Raw genomic sequence first — 18,413 nt, forward strand, 5'->3', positions numbered from 1 at the left:
ATTATCTGTAACCGTCGCCCGAACGGGGCCGATTGGCTGTCCACTCATCAATCATATCGGCCCAGTCCTGTAACATCGCAGTACGCTGCTCTCGATACTCGGCCTTGTTATAGACAGCCCTAACACCCTTCTGCTCGTGTGCAAGACATTTCTCAATCCAGTCTGAGTTGTAGCCCGCCTCGTGCAGCAGCGTGCTAGCTGTCCGTCTCAAATCATGCGGTCCGAACTTACTCAGCGGCTTCCCTTCTTTCTGCGCGAGCCGATAGCTCAGCGTCAGTACCTGATTGATGGTTGCGGTACTCATTGGCAGATCAGAATCGTACCGGGAAGGAAAGACGTATTCTGAACCACCGGCAAACGTCTTCAACGCAATGAAGAAGTCCAGCACCTGCCGAGACAAGAACACCAAATGGGGGTTGCGTCGCTTCATCCGCTCTTTCGGAATGGTCCAGAGGGCTTCACTAAAATTGATCTCATCCCAGGTGGCGTTGGTCAGCTCACTTTTTCGAACCATGGTGAGCAACAGCAGTTTAGCCGCCGCTCTCACGGAGGAGGCGGTGCCGATACGGTCCAAGTACTGGTACATCAACGCGATTTCGTCTGGACCCAAAGCGCGGTCACGAGGCTCAAATTTAGCGATGCTCGCAGAACGTACCAGATCGGCCGGGTTCTCGACCTTCTGGCCACGCTCAATCGCCCATCGGAAAACCTGCATTACGATCTCACGGGAGTGCACCGCCGTTGCTGGGGCACCTCGCTCCACGATTGCATCGGTCAGCGCTCGCAGGTCCTCATGGTTGATTTCCACCAGCTTCTGATTACCAAACTTCGGTTTCAGCTCACGCTCATAAACAGAGCGCCGCATATCACGGGTCGAGTCAGCCATCTGATACCCGCGTAGCCATTTCTCGGCCCAGGCATCAAACGTTTCTGCTCCCTTGCTACGTGCCTTGTCACGGGCTTTCTCCTTGGCAGGTGACTTGCCAGCTGCAACCATCTTTTTGGCTTCACCAAGCCGCTCTCGCGCTTCTGCAAGCGTGATTCCACCTACACCATAGCGACCAAACGTGATCGTCTCCTGTCGTCCATTGATGGAGTAGTTGTAGCGAAACGAGATTGCGCCCGCAGCCGTGACAGCTACGTAAAGTCCATCACGGTCGTTCACTTTGTAGAGTTTTTCTTTCGGTTTGAGATTACGTAGCTTGGTATCGGTCAGCATGAGGCTCGCGAATTCCGTTCAAAAAATACCATGCTCAGAAACACACCCAAAACCGCGAGAAAACCCAATAAAACCCGGTGGATTATGAGTCTTGATACCATGCCCTTACCCACAAAGGCGACATGGTATCGAACACCGAGCATGGCATTTGGCTCAGTCAATGCCCCGTACCATGCCACATAAACACGGTGCTTGGCGATGCACAAAGCTGCCAGAACTTGCCAGACCCAAAAAACCAAAAGCCCGCAATTACGCGGGCTTCAGGGTGTTTCTTGCTAGTTGGTGCCGGTCAGTGCCGGACGTCCAATCATTCCCACTCAATCGTCGCCGGCGGCTTGCTCGACACGTCATACGTAACGCGCGAAATGCCTTCGATTTCATTGATGATACGGCCGCTGACGGTTTCCAGCAGTTCGTACGGCAGGTGCGCCCAGCGGGCGGTCATGAAGTCGATGGTCTCTACGGCACGCAGGGCCACGACCCAGGCGTAGCGACGGCCATCGCCGACAACGCCCACCGATTTCACCGGTTGGAACACCACGAAGGCCTGGCTGACCTTGTGGTACCAGTCGGCCTTGCGCAGTTCTTCGATGAAGATGTGATCGGCGCGACGTAACAGGTCGGCGTATTCCTTCTTCACTTCACCGAGGATCCGCACGCCCAGGCCCGGGCCCGGGAATGGGTGACGGTAGACCATGTCGTACGGCAGGCCCAACTCCAGGCCCAGACGACGGACTTCGTCCTTGAACAACTCGCGCAGTGGCTCCACCAGCTTGAGGTTCATTTCCTCAGGCAGGCCACCCACGTTGTGGTGGGACTTGATTACATGGGCCTTGCCGCTCTTGGCGCCGGCCGACTCGATCACGTCAGGGTAGATGGTGCCCTGGGCGAGGTACTTGATGTTGTCCAGGCTGTTGGACTGGGCATCGAATACGTCGATGAAGGTGCGGCCTATGATCTTGCGCTTCTTCTCCGGGTCGGACTCGCCGGCCAGGTTGTTGAGGAACTGCTCTTCAGCATTGGCGCGGATCACTTTGACGCCCATGTTTTCGGCGAACATGGCCATCACTTGCTCACCTTCATGCAGGCGCAGCAGGCCGTTGTCGACGAACACACACGTCAACTGGTCGCCGATGGCCTTGTGCAGCAGCGCAGCAACCACCGAGGAATCCACGCCGCCGGACAGGCCCAGCAGGACGTTGTCGGTGCCGACCTGGGCACGAATGTTGGCGATAGCATCTTCAGCGATTTTCGACGGAGTCCACAGCGCTTCACACTCGCAGATATCGAGGATGAAACGCGACAGGATGCGACCGCCCTGTTTGGTGTGGGTCACTTCCGGGTGGAATTGCACGCCGTAGTAGCCGCGTTCGTCGTTGAACATGCCGGCGATCGGGCAGCTTGGGGTACTGGCCAGGATGTGGAAGTCTTCCGGCATCCTGGTGACCTTGTCACCGTGGCTCATCCACACGTCGAGGCCGAACAGGCCGTCGGCGTCGATATGGTCTTCGATGCCGTCCAGCAGGCGGCTCTTGCCGACTACATCAACACGGGCGTAACCGAACTCACGCAGCTCGGAACCTTCAACCTTGCCGCCCAGTTGCTCGGCCATGGTCTGCATGCCGTAGCAGATACCGAAGACCGGTACGCCCAGGTCAAACACGGCTTGCGGGCAACGAGGGCTGTTGGCTTCGTGCACAGACTCGGGGCCACCGGCGAGGATGACGCCTTTTGGAGCGAATTCGCGAATCGCTTCGTCATCCATGTCGAACGGGTGCAGTTCGCAGTACACGCCGATTTCACGCACGCGGCGAGCAATCAGTTGGGTGTACTGGGAACCGAAGTCGAGGATCAGGATGCGGTGGGCGTGAATGTCGAGGGCCATGAGATCAGTCTCGTCTAATGAATCAGAAACAACTCGGGGCTGAATAAGACAGCCCCGGTTACTTAACTATTTGCTGGAAGCATCAACCTACGCGGTAGTTCGGCGCTTCTTTAGTGATTTGCACGTCGTGAACGTGGGATTCGGCCATGCCGGCACCGGTGATCCGCACGAATTCAGGCTTGGTGCGCATTTCTTCGATATCGGCGCTGCCGGTGTAGCCCATCGAGGAACGCAGGCCGCCCATCAACTGATGGATGATGGCGCTCAGGGTGCCCTTGTAAGGGACACGACCTTCGATACCTTCCGGAACCAGCTTCTCGGCACCTGCCGAGGAGTCCTGGAAGTAACGGTCGGAAGAACCTTGAGCCTGGGACATGGCGCCCAGCGAACCCATGCCACGGTAAGCCTTGTAGGAACGACCCTGGAACAGTTCGATCTCGCCCGGTGCTTCTTCGGTACCGGCGAACATCGAGCCCATCATCACGCAGGAGGCACCGGCCACGATAGCCTTGGACAGGTCACCGGAGAACCGGATACCACCGTCGGCAATCAAAGGTACGCCAGTGCCTTCAAGGGCAGCGGCGACGTTGGCGATGGCGCTGATTTGCGGCACGCCAACACCAGCAACGATGCGAGTGGTGCAGATCGAGCCTGGGCCGATACCGACCTTGACCGCATCTGCGCCGGCTTCGGCCAAAGCCTTGGCGGCAGCGCCGGTGGCAATGTTGCCGCCGATCACTTGCACGTCAGGGAAATTCTGTTTGACCCAACGAACGCGGTCGATCACGCCTTTGGAGTGACCGTGGGCAGTGTCGACCACCACCACGTCAACGCCAGCGGCTACCAGAGCCGAAACGCGGTCACCGGTGTCTTTACCGGTACCGACCGCAGCACCCACGCGCAGACGACCTTGATCATCCTTGCTGGCCAGCGGGTAGGCTTTGGCTTTTTCGATGTCGTTGACGGTCATCATGCCTTTGAGGGCAAATTTGTCGTCGACGATCAGTACGCGTTCGATGCGGTGCTTGTGCAGTAATTCACGCGCGTCGTTCTTGTCTGCGCCTTCCTTGACAGTGACCAGCCGCTCTTTGGGCGTCATCACTTCACGGACGGTGACCTCAAGGCGGTTTTCGAACCGCACGTCACGGGAAGTGACGATGCCGACCAGGTCGCCATCATGCAGCACAGGAACACCGGAGATGTTATGCATGCGGGTCAGTTCGAACAGGTCACGCACCGTGGCGTCGGCCTCGATGGTGATCGGGTCCTTGACCACACCGGCTTCGTAACGCTTGACCTTGCGCACTTCGGCAGCTTGCTGCTCGATGGTCATGTTCTTGTGGATGATGCCAATCCCACCTTCCTGAGCCATGGCAATCGCCAGACGGGCTTCAGTGACGGTGTCCATGGCAGCGGAAACCAGGGGAATATTCAGCTCGATGCCACGGGTTAGGCGGGTCTTGAGACTGACTTCGTTAGGAAGCACCTCGGAATAACCGGGCACTAGGAGAATGTCGTCGAATGTCAGAGCTTCTTGGCTGATACGCAGCATCGCGGGGGCTCCCGAGCGGGAAAATGGAAGCGCGTCATTATACTCAGACACCCCACCGGGCTCAACGTAAAACTCTGACAAACTTGGTAATACTGATAGAAGGAGGATCTCAGTGCCCCGATCGTTCCCTCGCTCTGCGTGGGAACGATCACATAGGCCTACAACTCGACTTTGACCCAACTGATCTTCTGGTCCAGCCAATCGGCAAATTCATCGATAAAACTCTGCTTGAACCCCGCCTCCGCCCAGTTATTGAAAATAAAGCCCAGGTTGGAGAAGGCACATGCCTGAAGAAACAGGAAGCCATTGATGTCATCTTCATGTCCGCACAGGGGGCAGATGAAGTTGTCGGTGTGGCCGGGCATCCAGTCTTCCAGGCTCTCGAACAGCGCCTCGCCGACTTCCTTGCGACATCCCGGGCAGCCGGCTTCTTCCAGGAAGCCTTTGGCCGGCGTGTAGATGCAGCGTTTGTAGATGATCTCCAGGCCGTTGACCGGCTCGTTGAACGGCAGCGCTTCGGGGTGCAGCACCACCGCGCGAGCACCGTCGGCCAAGGCGTAGGCCATACGGTTGCCCATGCGGCCGCAGGTGGTCAGCTCCTCCTTGATAATGTTCTTGCGCACCAGCCAGCGCACAATCGCCCGAGCCCGGGGTTCGTGGACGGGCAACGTGGAGATTTTCGGAACGAGGATGCTTTGGGAATTCATGGGGATCAGCTGAGCCAAGTAGATTTCTGCGCCCGGCAGCTTAATCCCTGACACTCACAGGTCAAGTACTCAAATAGCGAGCAATCAAGGCGATGCCGCTGGCAAGCACCAGCCAGGTCACCAATTGCACGAAGGCTTCACGAGACATGCGCAGAGTCAGCCGCCGACTGATCCACAGCCCCACGGCCATCGCCGGCAACATGCACACCGCCAGCACCAGCAAGGGTAACTCGGCATATACACCCGCGAACAAAAACAGGCTCAGGCGCACCACCGTGCTGCAACTGATCAAGGCGCTCTGGGTCGCGCGCGCCGGGTCTTTGGGCAGACGACTGTTCAAATAGATCGCATATAAAAAGCCGCCGCTGCCAAATAACGCACCAAACAAACCACCGACCGTGCCCATCGGAATCGACCAACCCGCTGCCAACTGCTTGGGCCGGGCTTTTACCGACAGGCTATAGATCGCGTAGGCACTGATAAACAGTCCCATCAGCAGCAGTAAAAGATCCGAGTGCAGATTGAGCAGAAAGATCACCCCCAGGGTGCAGCCAATTGCCATGCAGGGCAGCAGCCTTAACAGTTCCGGCTTATCGACGTCCCGCCGCGACTGCAGGAGGTTGCCAAAAGCGGCGACAAAATCCAGCAGCACCAGCAACGGAATGATCTTCGACAACGGCATGAACAGAATCAGGATCGGTCCTGCCACCAGCGCCGTACCAAACCCGGCAATGCCGAACACGATATAGGCCAAGGTAATCCCGCCCCCAATCACCAGCCAATCGACACCACTGAAAGCCCAATGGTTAAGCAGTTCGCCCCAGTTCATCTGGTATTCCTTAAAAGTGATGACAGTCACTTTAGCCATCATGGTGTGTTGCGACTAATATCTTCAAAGCCCTCCACCTATCTCGAAAAGGCATGGCCTGTGATTTCCACCCGGCAACTGCGTTACTTCGTAGAAATAGCCGAAAGCGGCAGCTTCAGCGCCGCCGCCGAGCGGCTGTTTGTCGCGCAATCGGCCCTCAGTCGACAGATCAAGGAGCTGGAAAACCTCCTGCAAACGCCACTGTTCGAGCGCACCGCCCGCCAACCACGACTGACGGCAGCCGGTGAAGCCTTTTACCCGCGAGCGCGCAACCTGTTGAGCGAGCTGCACAAGGCCAGCGAAATGGCCACTCAAGTCGGTCATGGACAGCTCGGTACGCTACGCCTGAGCCATTCCAGCACAGTGCCGATGAGTGGTCGCCTGCTGCGCGGCATCGGTACGTGGCTTGCGCAGTGTCCCGGCGTGTCGTTGGACATCGTCAAGCTGTCCTCCGAAGTGCAACTGGAGGAAATTTCCGATGGTCGACTGGAGGTCGGGCTGCTGCGTCTGCCAGTACTGCGCCAGCGCGAAGGCGTACGCATCGTGCCTTTATATAAGGAGCGACTGTTGCTGGCAGTGCCACCACGCCATTCTTTGACCCTGCATTCATCCGCCATCGAACTGGCACAGCTGAAGAACGAAGCCTTTATCTCGATCCCGCATCCCCAACGCGGTGGCCTGAGCTATCTGTCAGCCGAGTTGTGCATGCGCGCCGGTTTTTTCCCCAAGGCCGCACGGGTGATGTCACGCAAGACCACCCAGTTGCAGTTGATCCAGGCCGGGTTTGGCATCGCCTTGCTTCCAGAGTCGATGCAGGACATCGCCCCGGCCAATATTCACTTTCTGCCCCTGGCCGACCCGGACTGCCACACCACCGTAGCTTTCGCCTGCAGCCAAGCACCAAGCGCCCTCGTGGAGCAATTCTGTCAAAGCCTGCACGAATGCCTATAAACTGCCGCCCATGATTAAAGATCCCTTTGCCCGTCTGGGCCTGGACCGCGAAGTCCTGACTGTCAGCCAGCTCAACGGCCGCGCGCGGGTGTTGCTGGAGGACGTGTTCACCAATATCTGGGTCGAAGGCGAGATCTCCAACCTCGCCCGCCCGGCTTCCGGCCATGTGTATTTCACCCTCAAGGACAGTGGCGCCCAGGTGCGCTGCGCGCTGTTTCGGCAGAACGCCGCACGGGTGCGCCAGGCGCTGAAAGACGGCCTGGCAGTCAAGGTGCGGGGCAAGGTCTCGTTGTTTGAAGGGCGTGGCGACTATCAACTGATTCTCGACACCGTGGAACCCGCCGGCGATGGCGCCCTGCGCCTGGCCTTCGATGCCCTGAAAGAAAAACTCAGCGTCGAAGGGTTGTTCAGTGCCGAACGCAAGGTGCCATTGCCGGCGCACCCACGGCGCATCGGTATTATCAGCTCGCCTACCGGCGCGGTGATTCGCGACATCATCAGCGTGTTCCGCCGCCGTGCGCCACAGGTGCAGTTGACGTTGATTCCTACAGCAGTCCAGGGCCGTGAAGCGGTATCGCAGATCGTCCGCGCCCTGAAGCTGGCCGACGCCCGAGGCTTCGACGCACTGATCCTGGCCCGTGGCGGCGGCTCGCTGGAAGACCTCTGGTGCTTCAATGAAGAAGCCGTGGCCCGTGCCGTGGATGCCTGTACCACCCCCATTGTCAGTGCCGTCGGCCATGAAACCGACGTATCCATCAGCGACTTTGTAGCTGACGTACGCGCGCCTACGCCCTCCGCCGCCGCCGAATTACTGGCCCCGGACGCCAGCGACCTGGTGCGCCAGGTGGAAAGCCTGCACCGACGCCTGGTGATGCGCATGCGCAATCGCCTGGTGCACGACCGCCTGCGCCTGGAAGGTATGACTCGGCGGCTGCGTCATCCCGGCGAACGCCTGCGTCAGCAAGCCCAGCGCCTGGATGACCTGGACATGCGTCTGCGCCGCGCATTCGAGCGCAGCCTCAATACCCGGCGCGAACGATTGATTCGCCTGGAAACCCGCCTTGCCGGCCAGCACCCGGGGCGCCAACTGGCATTGTTGCGCCAGCGCCTGGACAGTCTTGCCGAGCGCCTGCCCCGCGCCATGCGCGAAGGCCTCAAGGCACGGCGCCTGCAGTTGCAAAGCCAGGTACAGACGTTGCAAGTGGTCAGCCCGCTGGCCACTCTAGGCCGTGGCTACAGCATCCTGCTGGACGAACGCGGCCAGGCGATTCGCAATGCCGCGCAGACCCATACCGGCCAACGCCTGACGGCGCGTCTCGGTGATGGCCAATTGCAGGTTCGGGTGGAAGACAACCACCTCACGCCCGTCACCCTCTCTTTACTGGATTGATTCATGCCACGTATTTTCGGTTTATTGATACTGCTGTGCCTGACCTTCAACGCTCATGCCGATAGCTACATCACTCGGACGCTGAGCAAGCCGGTTCCTGGCGGCGTGGCGGTAGTCGACCTGGGGCCTTCGGCGACAGCACCGAAAGCCACTTATCAGGGCAAGCGGGTACTGGTGGTCAAGGAGCAGGACAACTGGCTGGCTATTGTTGGCATCCCGCTGACGGTCAAGCCGGGTAACGAACAGATCAGCAGCGGCGGACGTAACTTGCCGTTCATCGTTGGCCTCAAGAAATACCCGGAACAGCACATCACCCTGAAGAACAAAAGCCAGGTAAACCCCAACCCGGCGCAGCTCAAGCGCATCGAGGGCGAGCTGACCGTGCAGCTCAAGGCGTACAGCAGCTTCAGCCCCAACATTCCGAGCAATCTGGTGCTGGACAAACCGGTCAACGGGCCGCTGTCGAGCAAGTTTGGCGTGCGCCGATTCTTTAACGGCGAGGAGCGAAACCCGCATTCGGGCCTGGACTTTGCAGTTCCGGCCGGCACGCCGATCAAGACCCCTGCGGCCGGCAAGGTGATCCTCACCGGTAACTACTTCTTCAATGGCAATACCGTGTTCGTCGACCATGGCCAGGGGTTTATCAGCATGTTCTGCCATATGTCGAAGATCGACGTGACCGTCGGCCAGCAACTGGCGCGCGGCACGGTGGTGGGCAAGGTAGGCTCGACCGGCCGTGCGACCGGGCCGCATATGCACTGGAATATCAGCTTGAATGAAGTGCGAGTGGATCCGGCAATTTTTATTGGGGCGTTTCAGCCTTGAGATAAGCGCTGGGCTTGATGGTCTTGTCGCGAGAAAACCCGCCACCCTCAATTGCGCGAACTTCAACACTCGCGCAAAAAACCCAAACACCTACTGACTTAACGAGCAGAAAATCTCGTTTATGCTGGAAATAGCAGAACTTATCTCAATTTTTTCCAACAGCTTGCCATCTTTCATCCCCGCGGTTAGGGTTGAGCCTATGAAAACCTCTCACACCCTTATTCAGCTTCGTCAGCACCGCAGCTTGTGCCTTGTCAGCGCACGACTACCAGGCTGAATCGAACTGCCTCGCCCCCGCTTATCCCCAATAACAGTTTTACGGCAGGCCGCCTCTTCTCGGCCCTACAACAAGGACTCTCCCGATGAGCATGCTCAAAGACCCGTCTTCGAAATACCGCGCGTTCCCGACCATTGATATTCCGGACCGCACCTGGCCGTCGAAAACCATCACCGCCGCGCCGATCTGGTGCAGCTCCGACTTGCGCGACGGCAACCAATCGCTGATCGAACCGATGGACGCGGTGAAAAAGCTGCGCTTCTGGAAAACCCTGGTGAGCGTGGGCGTGAAGGAAATCGAGGCCTCGTTCCCGGCCGCGTCGCAAACCGATTTCGATTTCGTGCGTACTCTGATCGAAGACAAGCATATCCCCGAGGACACCACCATCCAGGTGCTGACCCAGGGCCGTGAAGACTTGATCGCCCGCACCTTCGAATCTCTGCGCGGGGCGAAAAAGGCCATCGTTCACTTGTACAACGCTACTTCGCCTTCCTTCCGCCGTATTGTTTTCAACCAGGACAAAGACGGAATCAAGGCTATCGCGGTCAATGCCGCCAAGCTGTTCGTCAAGTACGCCGCCCAGCAGCCGGATACACAGTGGACGTTCGAATACTCGCCAGAGACGTTCAGCGCCACCGAGCTTACGTTCGCCAAGGAAGTCTGTGACGCCGTAATCGAGGTGTGGAACCCGACGCCTGAGCACAAGGTAATCCTCAACCTGCCGGCTACCGTTGAGTGTGCCACCCCGAACATCTATGCCGACCAGATCGAGTGGTTCGGCCGCCACATCAACCGTCGTGATAGCGTGATCATCAGCCTGCACACCCACAACGACCGTGGCACCGGGGTCGCCGCTACCGAACTGGGCCTGATGGCTGGCGCCGACCGTGTCGAAGGCTGCCTGTTCGGCAATGGTGAGCGTACCGGTAACGTCGACCTGGTGACCGTGGCGTTGAACCTCTACACCCAGGGCGTAAACCCTGAGCTGGATTTCTCCGACATCGACGGCGTACGAAAGGTCGTCGAAGAATGCAACCAGATCCCCGTGCACCCGCGTCACCCCTATGTGGGCGACCTGGTTCACACCGCCTTCTCCGGCTCCCACCAGGACGCGATTCGCAAGGGCTTCACCCAGCAGAAAGCCGACGCGCTGTGGGAAGTACCGTACTTGCCGATCGACCCGGCCGACATTGGCCGCAGCTACGAGGCGGTGATTCGCGTCAACAGCCAGTCGGGCAAAGGCGGCATCGCCTACCTGCTGGAACAGGAATACGGCATCAGCTTGCCGCGCCGCATGCAGATCGAGTTCAGCCAGGTGGTACAAGCGGAAACCGACCGCGTGGGCCTGGAGATGACCGCATCGCAGATTCATGCACTGTTGCAGCGTGAATACCTGCAAGCCAACACCCCATACGCGCTGGTCAGCCATCGCTTGCAGGAAGAAAACGGCAACAGCTCGGTGGAAGTGGAAGTCTCCGGCAAGGGTCAGGGCGAAACCAACCTGCGCTGGCACGGCAAGGGCAACGGCGCCCTGGAAGCCCTGGTGGCAGGTCTGCCGATTGGTGTCGAGATCATGGACTACAACGAACATGCCATTGGTGCGGGTACCAATGCCAAGGCGGCGGCGTATATCGAGCTGCGGGTCAACGGTGAACGACCAGTGCACGGCGTGGGCATTGATGAAAACATCACCACGGCCAGCTTCAAGGCCGTGTTCAGTGCGCTGAACCGCTCCCTGAGCCAGTTGGAAGCTAAAGCGGCGTAAGTAGTCGCTGAAGTGAAAAAGGCCCCTGGGTGAGAACCCAGGGGCCTTTTTGCTGCCCGTTGTAGGAGCGAGGGGACGCCTACAAAACCTCGAAGGTATCGGCATCCAGGTTCGCCGGAAACCGCTCCCGGTACGCTGCCAGTTCCTCGGCGTCCAGACACACCTGAAACACTCCATCCGCCTCCCCTGCACTCAGCAAACTCTCACCCTGAAAGTCCAGTACCTGGCTGTCACCGGTGTAGGCAAAGCCTTTGCCGTCCACTCCCACTCGATTCACCGCTGCCACATAGCAGAGGTTTTCAATCGCCCGCGCCGGCAGCAAGCGGTTCCAGTGCTGGCGGCGTGCGCCCGGCCAGTTGGCGGTGTACAGCAGCAGGTCGGTATCCTGGGCATCGCGGCTCCACACCGGGAAGCGCAGGTCGTAACAGATCAACGGGCGAATCCGCCAGCCCTTGAGTTCAAACTGCACCTGGCGTTCACCTGGGGTGTAGTGATCGTGCTCACCAGCCATGCGGAACAGATGGCGCTTGTCGTAGTGCAGCACCTCGCCGTCCGGCCGCGCCCACAACAGGCGGTTGCGATGGCTGCCGTCGCTGGCCTGGATGATCACGCTGCCAGTAATGACCGCGTTGTATTTCTTGGCCTGAGCCTGGAGCCACTGATGGGTTGGGCCTTTTTCCTGTTCGGCAAGTGCTTCTGAATCCATGGAAAACCCGGTGGTGAACATTTCTGGCAGGACGATCAGGTCAACACCTTGAGCCTGCTCCAGTAACAGTTCGAAATGCTCAAGGTTGGCCTGACGGTCATGCCATACCAGGGTGGTCTGCACCAGGGCGATGTTCAAGTTGGGCAGTGCATTCAGATCACGCATAGTTTCTCTGCTGCTTGGCGCAGCGTCTCCTCGCGCTTGGCAAAACACAGGCGCACCAGGCGCTGGCCTTGGGGTGGGTTCTGGTAGAACACCGAGACCGGGATCGTTGCCACGCCGTGTTCGCGGGTCATCCACAGTGACATGGCGACGTCATTCAGGTCCGGGCGAACCTGAGAGTAATCTACCAGTTGGAAGTAAGTACCGGTCACCCGGGTAAAGCTTAAGCGCGACGACGCCAGCAGGTCGCAGAACAGGTCGCGCTTGGCCTGATAGAACGCCGGTAACTCTTCGACATGCTCCGGATGTTCGGCCATATAGTCCGCCAAAGCGTACTGCAACGGGGTAACCCCACAAAAGCTGACATATTGATGCACCTTGCGCAGTTCGGCACTGAGAGCTGCTGGCGCCACCACGTAGCCGGTTTTCCAGCCGGTGACGTGGTAGGTCTTGCCAAAAGAGCTGACCACGAATGCACGCTGGTATAACTCCTCATGGGCCAGCACGCTGACGTGGGGCACACCGTCGAACACCAGATGTTCGTAAACCTCGTCGCTGACCAGATAGATATCGCGGTCGCGGATCAACTCGGCCAGTTGGTCCAGTTCGGCGCGACTGATCAGGGCGCCAGTGGGGTTGTGCGGACTGTTGAGGATGATCATGCGGGTGCGCGGTGACAGTGCGGCCTTAATCTGTTCGAAATCGAGGGCGAAGTCATGCAGGCCCAATTGCACATGCACGCAGCGCCCCCCGGCCAGCACCACCGAGGGTTCATAGCTGTCATAGGAAGGATCGAAAACAATGACCTCGTCCCCCCTTTGGATCACCGCCTGGATCGCGCAGAAGATCGCCTCTGTCGCACCCGGGGTGATGGTCACTTCGCTGTCGGCATTGACGGTGACGCCATAGCTACGGGCGATTTTGGCCGCTACTTGCTGGCGCAGGGCTGGCAGCCCGGTCATCGGGGCGTATTGGTTATGGCCACTGGCAACGTGCTTACCCACCGCGTCGAGCAAGGCCTGGGGGCCATTGAAATCCGGGAAGCCCTGGGACAGGTTGAGCGCCCCGGTTTCGGCGGCGAGCTGTGACATGGTAGTGAAAATAGTGGTGCCGACATTCGGCAACTTGCTGGTGATCATGGGGTGCCCCCTGCGGGTGAGCGACAAGTTTTAAGCGCCAAGCTGCAAGGGGTCAACCGCCAGGCACAAAAAAGGGTCCTTGTGGGGACCCTGCTTTGTGCCTGATGCCTGATGCCTGAGCTACAAGCGAACAGCTTTACTTGAAGCTTGCCGCTTACCGCTGCTTCACCTCTTATCCCGACGCTTCTTGTCGGCCTTTTTGTGGTGAGTCATCATCCGGCGCTTTTTGTTTACCTGGCGGTCGGTGAGGCTGTTCTTGTTGCCCTCGTACGGGTTCTCGCCACCCTTGAATTCGATCCGGATCGGCGTACCGACCAGCTTCAAGACACGGCGGTAGGTATTTTCCAGGTAGCGGACGTAAGACTTGGGCACTTTCTCGATCTGGTTACCGTGGATCACGATAATCGGCGGGTTGGCACCACCCAAGTGCGCGTAACGCAGTTTGATCCGACGGTTATTGACCATCGGTGGCGCGTGCTCGCCCACGGCATCTTCGAGGATCTGGGTCAGACGGTTGGTCGGCCAGCGGGTAACCGCGGACTTGAACGAGTTCTGCACCGAGGCGTAGAGGTTACCCACGCCAGTGCCGTGCAGCGCCGAGATAAAGTGAATATCGGCAAACTCGACGAAGAACAAGCGACGCTGCAACTCGATCTTGACGAAGTCGCGCTCACTCGGCGTCATGCCGTCCCACTTGTTGATCGCGATCACCAGTGCCCGTCCGGCCTCCAGGGCAAAGCCCAGCAGGTTGAGGTCGTGGTCGACCACGCCTTCGCGGGCGTCCATGACGAAGATCACCACGTTGGCGTCCTTGATCGCCTGCAGGGTTTTCACCACCGAGAACTTTTCAACTTCCTCGTGGATCTTGCCGCGCTTGCGCACACCGGCGGTGTCGATCAGCGTGTACTTCTCGTCGTTACGTTCAAACGGGATGTAGATACTGTCGCGGGTAGTACCCGGCTCGTCATAGACGATTACCCGGTCTTCACCAAGCATGCGGTTGACCAGGGTCGACTTGCCAACGTTCGGCCGGCCGATGATTGCGATCTTGATACCGTCTTTTTCGCTTGGGCCAGGAATGCGCTTGGCTTCTTCACCCTCGGCAACAATCTCGCCTTCGCCCTCTTCTTCCTCGATGTCATCGCGAGGGAAGTCACGCAGGCAGATTTCCAGCATCTGGGTGATGCCGCGACCATGGGCACCGGCGATCGGGATTGCGTCGCCCAGGCCCATCGGGCTGAATTCGGCGCGGGCCAGTTCAGGATCGATGTTGTCGATCTTGTTGGCTACCACGTAGGAGCGTTTGTTGCGCTTGCGCAGGTGCTCGCCAATCATCTGGTCAGCAGCGGTGTAGCCCGCACGGGCATCTACCAGGAACAACACGACATCGGCTTCTTCGATGGCCAGCAGCGACTGCTCAGCCATCTTTTCATCCATGCCATGCTCGTCACCGGAGATACCGCCGGTGTCGACAAGAATGTAGGAGCGCCCTTGCCACTTTGCCTCACCGTATTGGCGATCACGGGTCAGACCGGACAAGTCGCCAACAATGGCGTCGCGAGTCCTGGTCAGGCGGTTGAACAAGGTGGACTTGCCGACGTTAGGTCGACCCACCAGGGCGATTACGGGAACCATGCGGCTCTCCACTTCGTTATTTCAGAAAATACAAAAGCCGCTGCAAGGCAGCGGCTGGTGCTCGACTGTAGGAGCGAGCTTGCTCGCGAAAAACGCAAAGGCACCGCGTTTACTCAGGCTGCACGCGTCATCGTTAACGATTTTCGCGAGCAAGCTCGCTCCTACAGGTGAAGCTGCCTGGGAGTTGCCCCCCCAAGCATAGTTGCTTACTTGATGGTCAGGGCTTCCAGCTTGCCACTGTTGCCAAACACGTAAAGCATATTACCTACTACCAACGGACGAGCGCGCAGGCCGTCACTGTCGATACGTTCGCGGCCGACAAAACGACCATCCACCTGGCTCAGCAGATGCAGGTAACCTTCCAGGTCACCTACCGCTACATAGCTGGAGAATACTTCCGGTGCCGACAGCTGACGGCGGGCCAGGGAGTCATTGCTCCACAGTGCTGTGGTGGAACGCTCATCGACACTTTCAACGGTGCCGGATGCCAGGCTGACGTAGACGCTGCCAAACCCCTGGGCGACACCGGCGTAGCTGGAAGCATCACGCTGCCAGTTAACCCGGCCGCTCTGCAGGTCCAGCGCCGCTACACGGCCCTGGTAAGTGGCTACGTAAAGGGTTTCACCCGACAGCAGCAAGCCGCCATCAATGTCCACTACGCGGTCCAGCTCCGAACGACCTTGAGGGATCGCAACGCGGGCTTCCCAGGCCGGCACGCCGTTCTGGACATCCAGGGCGACCACTTTACCGGTCGACAAGCCTGCTACAGCGAAGTTGTTGGTCACAACCGGACCACTGGTACCGCGCAATGTCAGGACTGCCGGAGTGCTGTCGTACAACCAGCGCTGCTCGCCGGTGCTGGCATCAAGGCCAATCACGCGATCATCCTGGGTCTGCACGACCACGATGTCGCCATTGGTGGCAGGCGGTGCGAGGACTTCACTGGTCACGCGCGCGCGCCATCTCTCTTCACCGCTGCTCGAGTCCAGTGCTACGACTTCGCCCTTGAGCGTGCCGATCATCACCAGGCCATAACCCACGCCAACGGCGCCGGACACCGGCAACTCAAGATCTTTCTTCCACTTGATGTCACCGTTCATGCGATCCATGGAGATCACCACGCCGGTCACGTCAGCAGCCACAATGTTGTCACCGTCGATTGCCGGGACCAACATGTTGTAAGTGTCGCCCTGACCGTCACCGATGGAGCGGCTCCACTGCTTTTGCAGGACCACTTCTTCCGTAAAGCTGGTCAGCTCGGCAGGAGGAAGTTCTTTTTTGCTGTTGCTGCTGCAACCCGCGGCCAAAACGGCCAGAGCCAGCAATGCTGCATGTTTCCAACGGATCACGTCACGCATCCCCTTTGGCCAGGTCGTCCAGCTTGGTTTGTAAGCCACCGACTGCCGCTTCATCAGACAGCGCCGCCTTGGCCTTTTGGTACGCAGCATTGGCTTCGTCGGTACGACCCAATTGGACCAGCAGGTCGCCCTTGAGCTCTTCACGCGTAGCCAGGAATGCCTTGTCAGCATCGCCGTCGAGCAGTTTGAGTGCGTCGTCGGCCTTGTTTTGTGCAGCCAGAACCTGAGCCAGGCGCTGACGTGCGATTTCACCCAGGGCCGGGTTGGCCGGCTTGTCAGTGATAGCCTTCAGCTCGGCAGCGGCGTCATCCAGCTTGCCGGTATCAACCGCAACCTTCGCGACAAACAGGCTACCGTACTGGGCATAGGGGCTACCGCCAAATTCGCTTTTCAGTTTGCTGGCCAGGTCTGCCACTTGGGCAGGATCAGGCTTGCCGTCCGGCGTCAGCGTGGTTTCCAGCAGTTGCTGATAAAGCACCGAGGCACCTTGGGACTGGTTAGCCTGATACTTGTGCCAGGCTTGCCAGCCAAACACCACTACTAAAGCCAGCAACCCGCCAGTGACCAGGGGTTTGCCGTTACGCTGCCACCAGTCTTTGAACTCGGCCAACTGATCATCATCAGAACTCGACACCCCAATACTCCTTTAATCGCTAAATTCGGCTGTTTGACAGCTTCAACCCTGCACGATGCAGGTGGCCAGGTGCGCTGCAAGCGCATCAAAGGTAATGCTTTGTTGTTCGCCCTGGCCACGCAGGGGTTTGAAACCTACCACTTGCTGGGCCAACTCGTCATCGCCCAGGATCAGTGCGTATAACGCACCACTCTTGTCGGCTTTCTTGAACTGGCTCTTGAAGCTGCCGGCACCGGCATTGATCTGCAGGCGCAGGTTGGGCAACTGGTCCCGGACCTGCTCGCTCAAAGCCAGGGCTGCCAGCTCGGCGGCCTCGCCAAAGGCACACAGGTACACATCCACCTGGCGGGAAATCTCTTCGGGGACCTGTTCCAGGGTTTCCAACAGCAGGATCAGGCGCTCGATCCCCATGGCGAAACCGACGCCAGTGGTCGGCTTGCCGCCCATCTGCTCGACCAGGCCATCATAGCGACCACCGGCACAGACGGTGCCCTGGGCACCAAGCTTGTCGGTGACCCACTCGAACACGGTCTTGCTGTAGTAGTCGAGGCCGCGTACCAATTTCGGGTTGATTACATAAGGAATGCCAGCCACATCCAGGCGCGCCTTGAGACCCTCGAAGTGAGCACGGGATTCGTCGTCCAGGTAGTCGGCCATTTTCGGCGCGTCCACCAGTACGGCCTGGGTCTCGGCATTCTTGGTATCCAATACCCGCAACGGATTGGTTTTCAAACGGCGCTGACTGTCTTCGTCCAGCTTGTCCAAATGCGCGGACAGGAATTCAACCAGGGCTTCGCGGTAGCGACCACGGGATTCGCTGGTGCCCAGGCTGTTGAGTTCAAGCTTGACCGCGTCGCGGATGCCCAACAGGCCCCACAGGCGCCAGGTCAGTACGATCAGCTCGGCGTCGATATCCGGACCGTCGAGGTTGAACACTTCGCAACCGATCTGGTGGAACTGGCGATAACGGCCTTTCTGAGGGCGCTCGTGGCGAAACATCGGGCCGATGTACCACAATTTCTGGGTCTGGCCACCACCGCTGATGCCATGCTCCAGAACAGCGCGTACGCACGCGGCGGTGCCTTCCGGACGCAGGGTCAGGGAGTCACCGTTACGGTCTTCAAAGGTGTACATCTCTTTTTCGACGATGTCGGTCACTTCACCGATGGAGCGCTTGAACAGCTCGGTGAATTCGACGATCGGCATGCGGATTTGCTTGTAACCGTAGTTATCCAGCAGACGCGCGACAGTAGCCTCGAAATAACGCCACAGGGGCGTCTGCTCAGGCAGGATGTCGTTCATGCCACGAATGGCTTGCAGAGACTTGCTCACATCTTTTC

The 18,413-nt window shown here is 58.8% G+C and carries 15 protein-coding genes; 4 read left to right on the forward strand and 11 right to left on the reverse strand.

Annotation, left to right across the window (positions count from 1 at the left end):
- Position 1 precedes the first annotated feature (1 nt).
- The 5 genes from GIR22_RS11980 to GIR22_RS12000 form a co-directional block, all read right to left on the reverse strand.
- Complete coding sequence (locus tag GIR22_RS11980) at positions 2-1,219, reverse strand: tyrosine-type recombinase/integrase (RefSeq protein WP_003443327.1); 1,218 nt, start codon at positions 1,217-1,219, stop codon at positions 2-4.
- Positions 1,220-1,526: 307 nt separating this feature from the next.
- Positions 1,527-3,104 carry a glutamine-hydrolyzing GMP synthase gene (gene guaA, locus GIR22_RS11985; protein ID WP_154743529.1) on the reverse strand — a complete coding sequence of 526 codons (1,578 nt, stop codon included), beginning with the start codon at positions 3,102-3,104 and terminating at the stop codon, positions 1,527-1,529.
- A gap of 82 nt (positions 3,105-3,186) precedes the next feature.
- On the reverse strand, positions 3,187-4,656 hold the full coding sequence (gene guaB / locus GIR22_RS11990) for an IMP dehydrogenase (protein ID WP_154743530.1): 1,470 nt from the start codon (positions 4,654-4,656) through the stop codon (positions 3,187-3,189).
- A gap of 158 nt (positions 4,657-4,814) precedes the next feature.
- A complete protein-coding gene (locus GIR22_RS11995; protein ID WP_154743531.1) occupies positions 4,815-5,363 on the reverse strand; it encodes a sugar ABC transporter ATPase in 549 nt (182 codons plus the stop codon).
- A gap of 61 nt (positions 5,364-5,424) precedes the next feature.
- A complete protein-coding gene (locus tag GIR22_RS12000) occupies positions 5,425-6,192 on the reverse strand; it encodes a sulfite exporter TauE/SafE family protein (RefSeq protein WP_154743532.1) in 768 nt (255 codons plus the stop codon).
- Between the two features lie 99 nt (positions 6,193-6,291).
- Between GIR22_RS12000 and GIR22_RS12005 the strand changes: the two genes are divergently transcribed.
- From GIR22_RS12005 to leuA, 4 genes are all read left to right on the forward strand, one after another.
- Complete coding sequence (locus GIR22_RS12005) at positions 6,292-7,182, forward strand: LysR substrate-binding domain-containing protein (RefSeq protein ID WP_178122216.1); 891 nt, start codon at positions 6,292-6,294, stop codon at positions 7,180-7,182.
- 10 nt (positions 7,183-7,192) lie between these two features.
- A complete protein-coding gene (gene xseA, locus GIR22_RS12010) occupies positions 7,193-8,572 on the forward strand; it encodes an exodeoxyribonuclease VII large subunit (RefSeq protein ID WP_154743534.1) in 1,380 nt (459 codons plus the stop codon).
- Positions 8,573-8,575: 3 nt separating this feature from the next.
- Entirely contained in the window at positions 8,576-9,397 is an 822-nt protein-coding gene (locus tag GIR22_RS12015; protein WP_154743535.1) for a peptidoglycan DD-metalloendopeptidase family protein, read from the forward strand.
- A gap of 362 nt (positions 9,398-9,759) precedes the next feature.
- Positions 9,760-11,439, forward strand: a complete 1,680-nt coding sequence (gene leuA, locus GIR22_RS12020) for a 2-isopropylmalate synthase (protein ID WP_154743536.1) — start codon at positions 9,760-9,762, stop codon at positions 11,437-11,439.
- A 79-nt stretch (positions 11,440-11,518) separates the two neighbouring features.
- Here leuA and GIR22_RS12025 read toward each other — a convergent pair whose 3' ends face one another.
- From GIR22_RS12025 to hisS, 6 genes are all read right to left on the reverse strand, one after another.
- Positions 11,519-12,310, reverse strand: a complete 792-nt coding sequence (locus GIR22_RS12025) for an amidohydrolase (RefSeq protein ID WP_154743537.1) — start codon at positions 12,308-12,310, stop codon at positions 11,519-11,521.
- The gene (locus GIR22_RS12030) at positions 12,298-13,446 is read right to left on the reverse strand and encodes a pyridoxal phosphate-dependent aminotransferase (protein ID WP_154743538.1); all 1,149 of its coding nucleotides are present in this window, start codon (positions 13,444-13,446) and stop codon (positions 12,298-12,300) included. The genes GIR22_RS12025 and GIR22_RS12030 overlap by 13 nt, the downstream gene beginning before the upstream one ends.
- 165 nt (positions 13,447-13,611) lie before the next feature.
- The gene (gene der, locus GIR22_RS12035; protein WP_154743539.1) at positions 13,612-15,081 is read right to left on the reverse strand and encodes a ribosome biogenesis GTPase Der; all 1,470 of its coding nucleotides are present in this window, start codon (positions 15,079-15,081) and stop codon (positions 13,612-13,614) included.
- 206 nt (positions 15,082-15,287) lie between these two features.
- The gene (gene bamB / locus GIR22_RS12040; RefSeq protein WP_154743540.1) at positions 15,288-16,439 is read right to left on the reverse strand and encodes an outer membrane protein assembly factor BamB; all 1,152 of its coding nucleotides are present in this window, start codon (positions 16,437-16,439) and stop codon (positions 15,288-15,290) included.
- Positions 16,432-17,073, reverse strand: a complete 642-nt coding sequence (locus GIR22_RS12045; RefSeq protein WP_178122217.1) for a tetratricopeptide repeat protein — start codon at positions 17,071-17,073, stop codon at positions 16,432-16,434. The genes bamB and GIR22_RS12045 overlap by 8 nt, the downstream gene beginning before the upstream one ends.
- Before the next feature lie 42 nt (positions 17,074-17,115).
- On the reverse strand, positions 17,116-18,405 hold the full coding sequence (gene hisS, locus GIR22_RS12050; protein ID WP_178122218.1) for a histidine--tRNA ligase: 1,290 nt from the start codon (positions 18,403-18,405) through the stop codon (positions 17,116-17,118).
- Between the last annotated feature and the right edge of the window lie 8 nt (positions 18,406-18,413).

It is taken from the genome of Pseudomonas karstica, from assembly GCF_009707515.1.
Taxonomy (GTDB): Bacteria; Pseudomonadota; Gammaproteobacteria; order Pseudomonadales; family Pseudomonadaceae; genus Aquipseudomonas; species Aquipseudomonas karstica.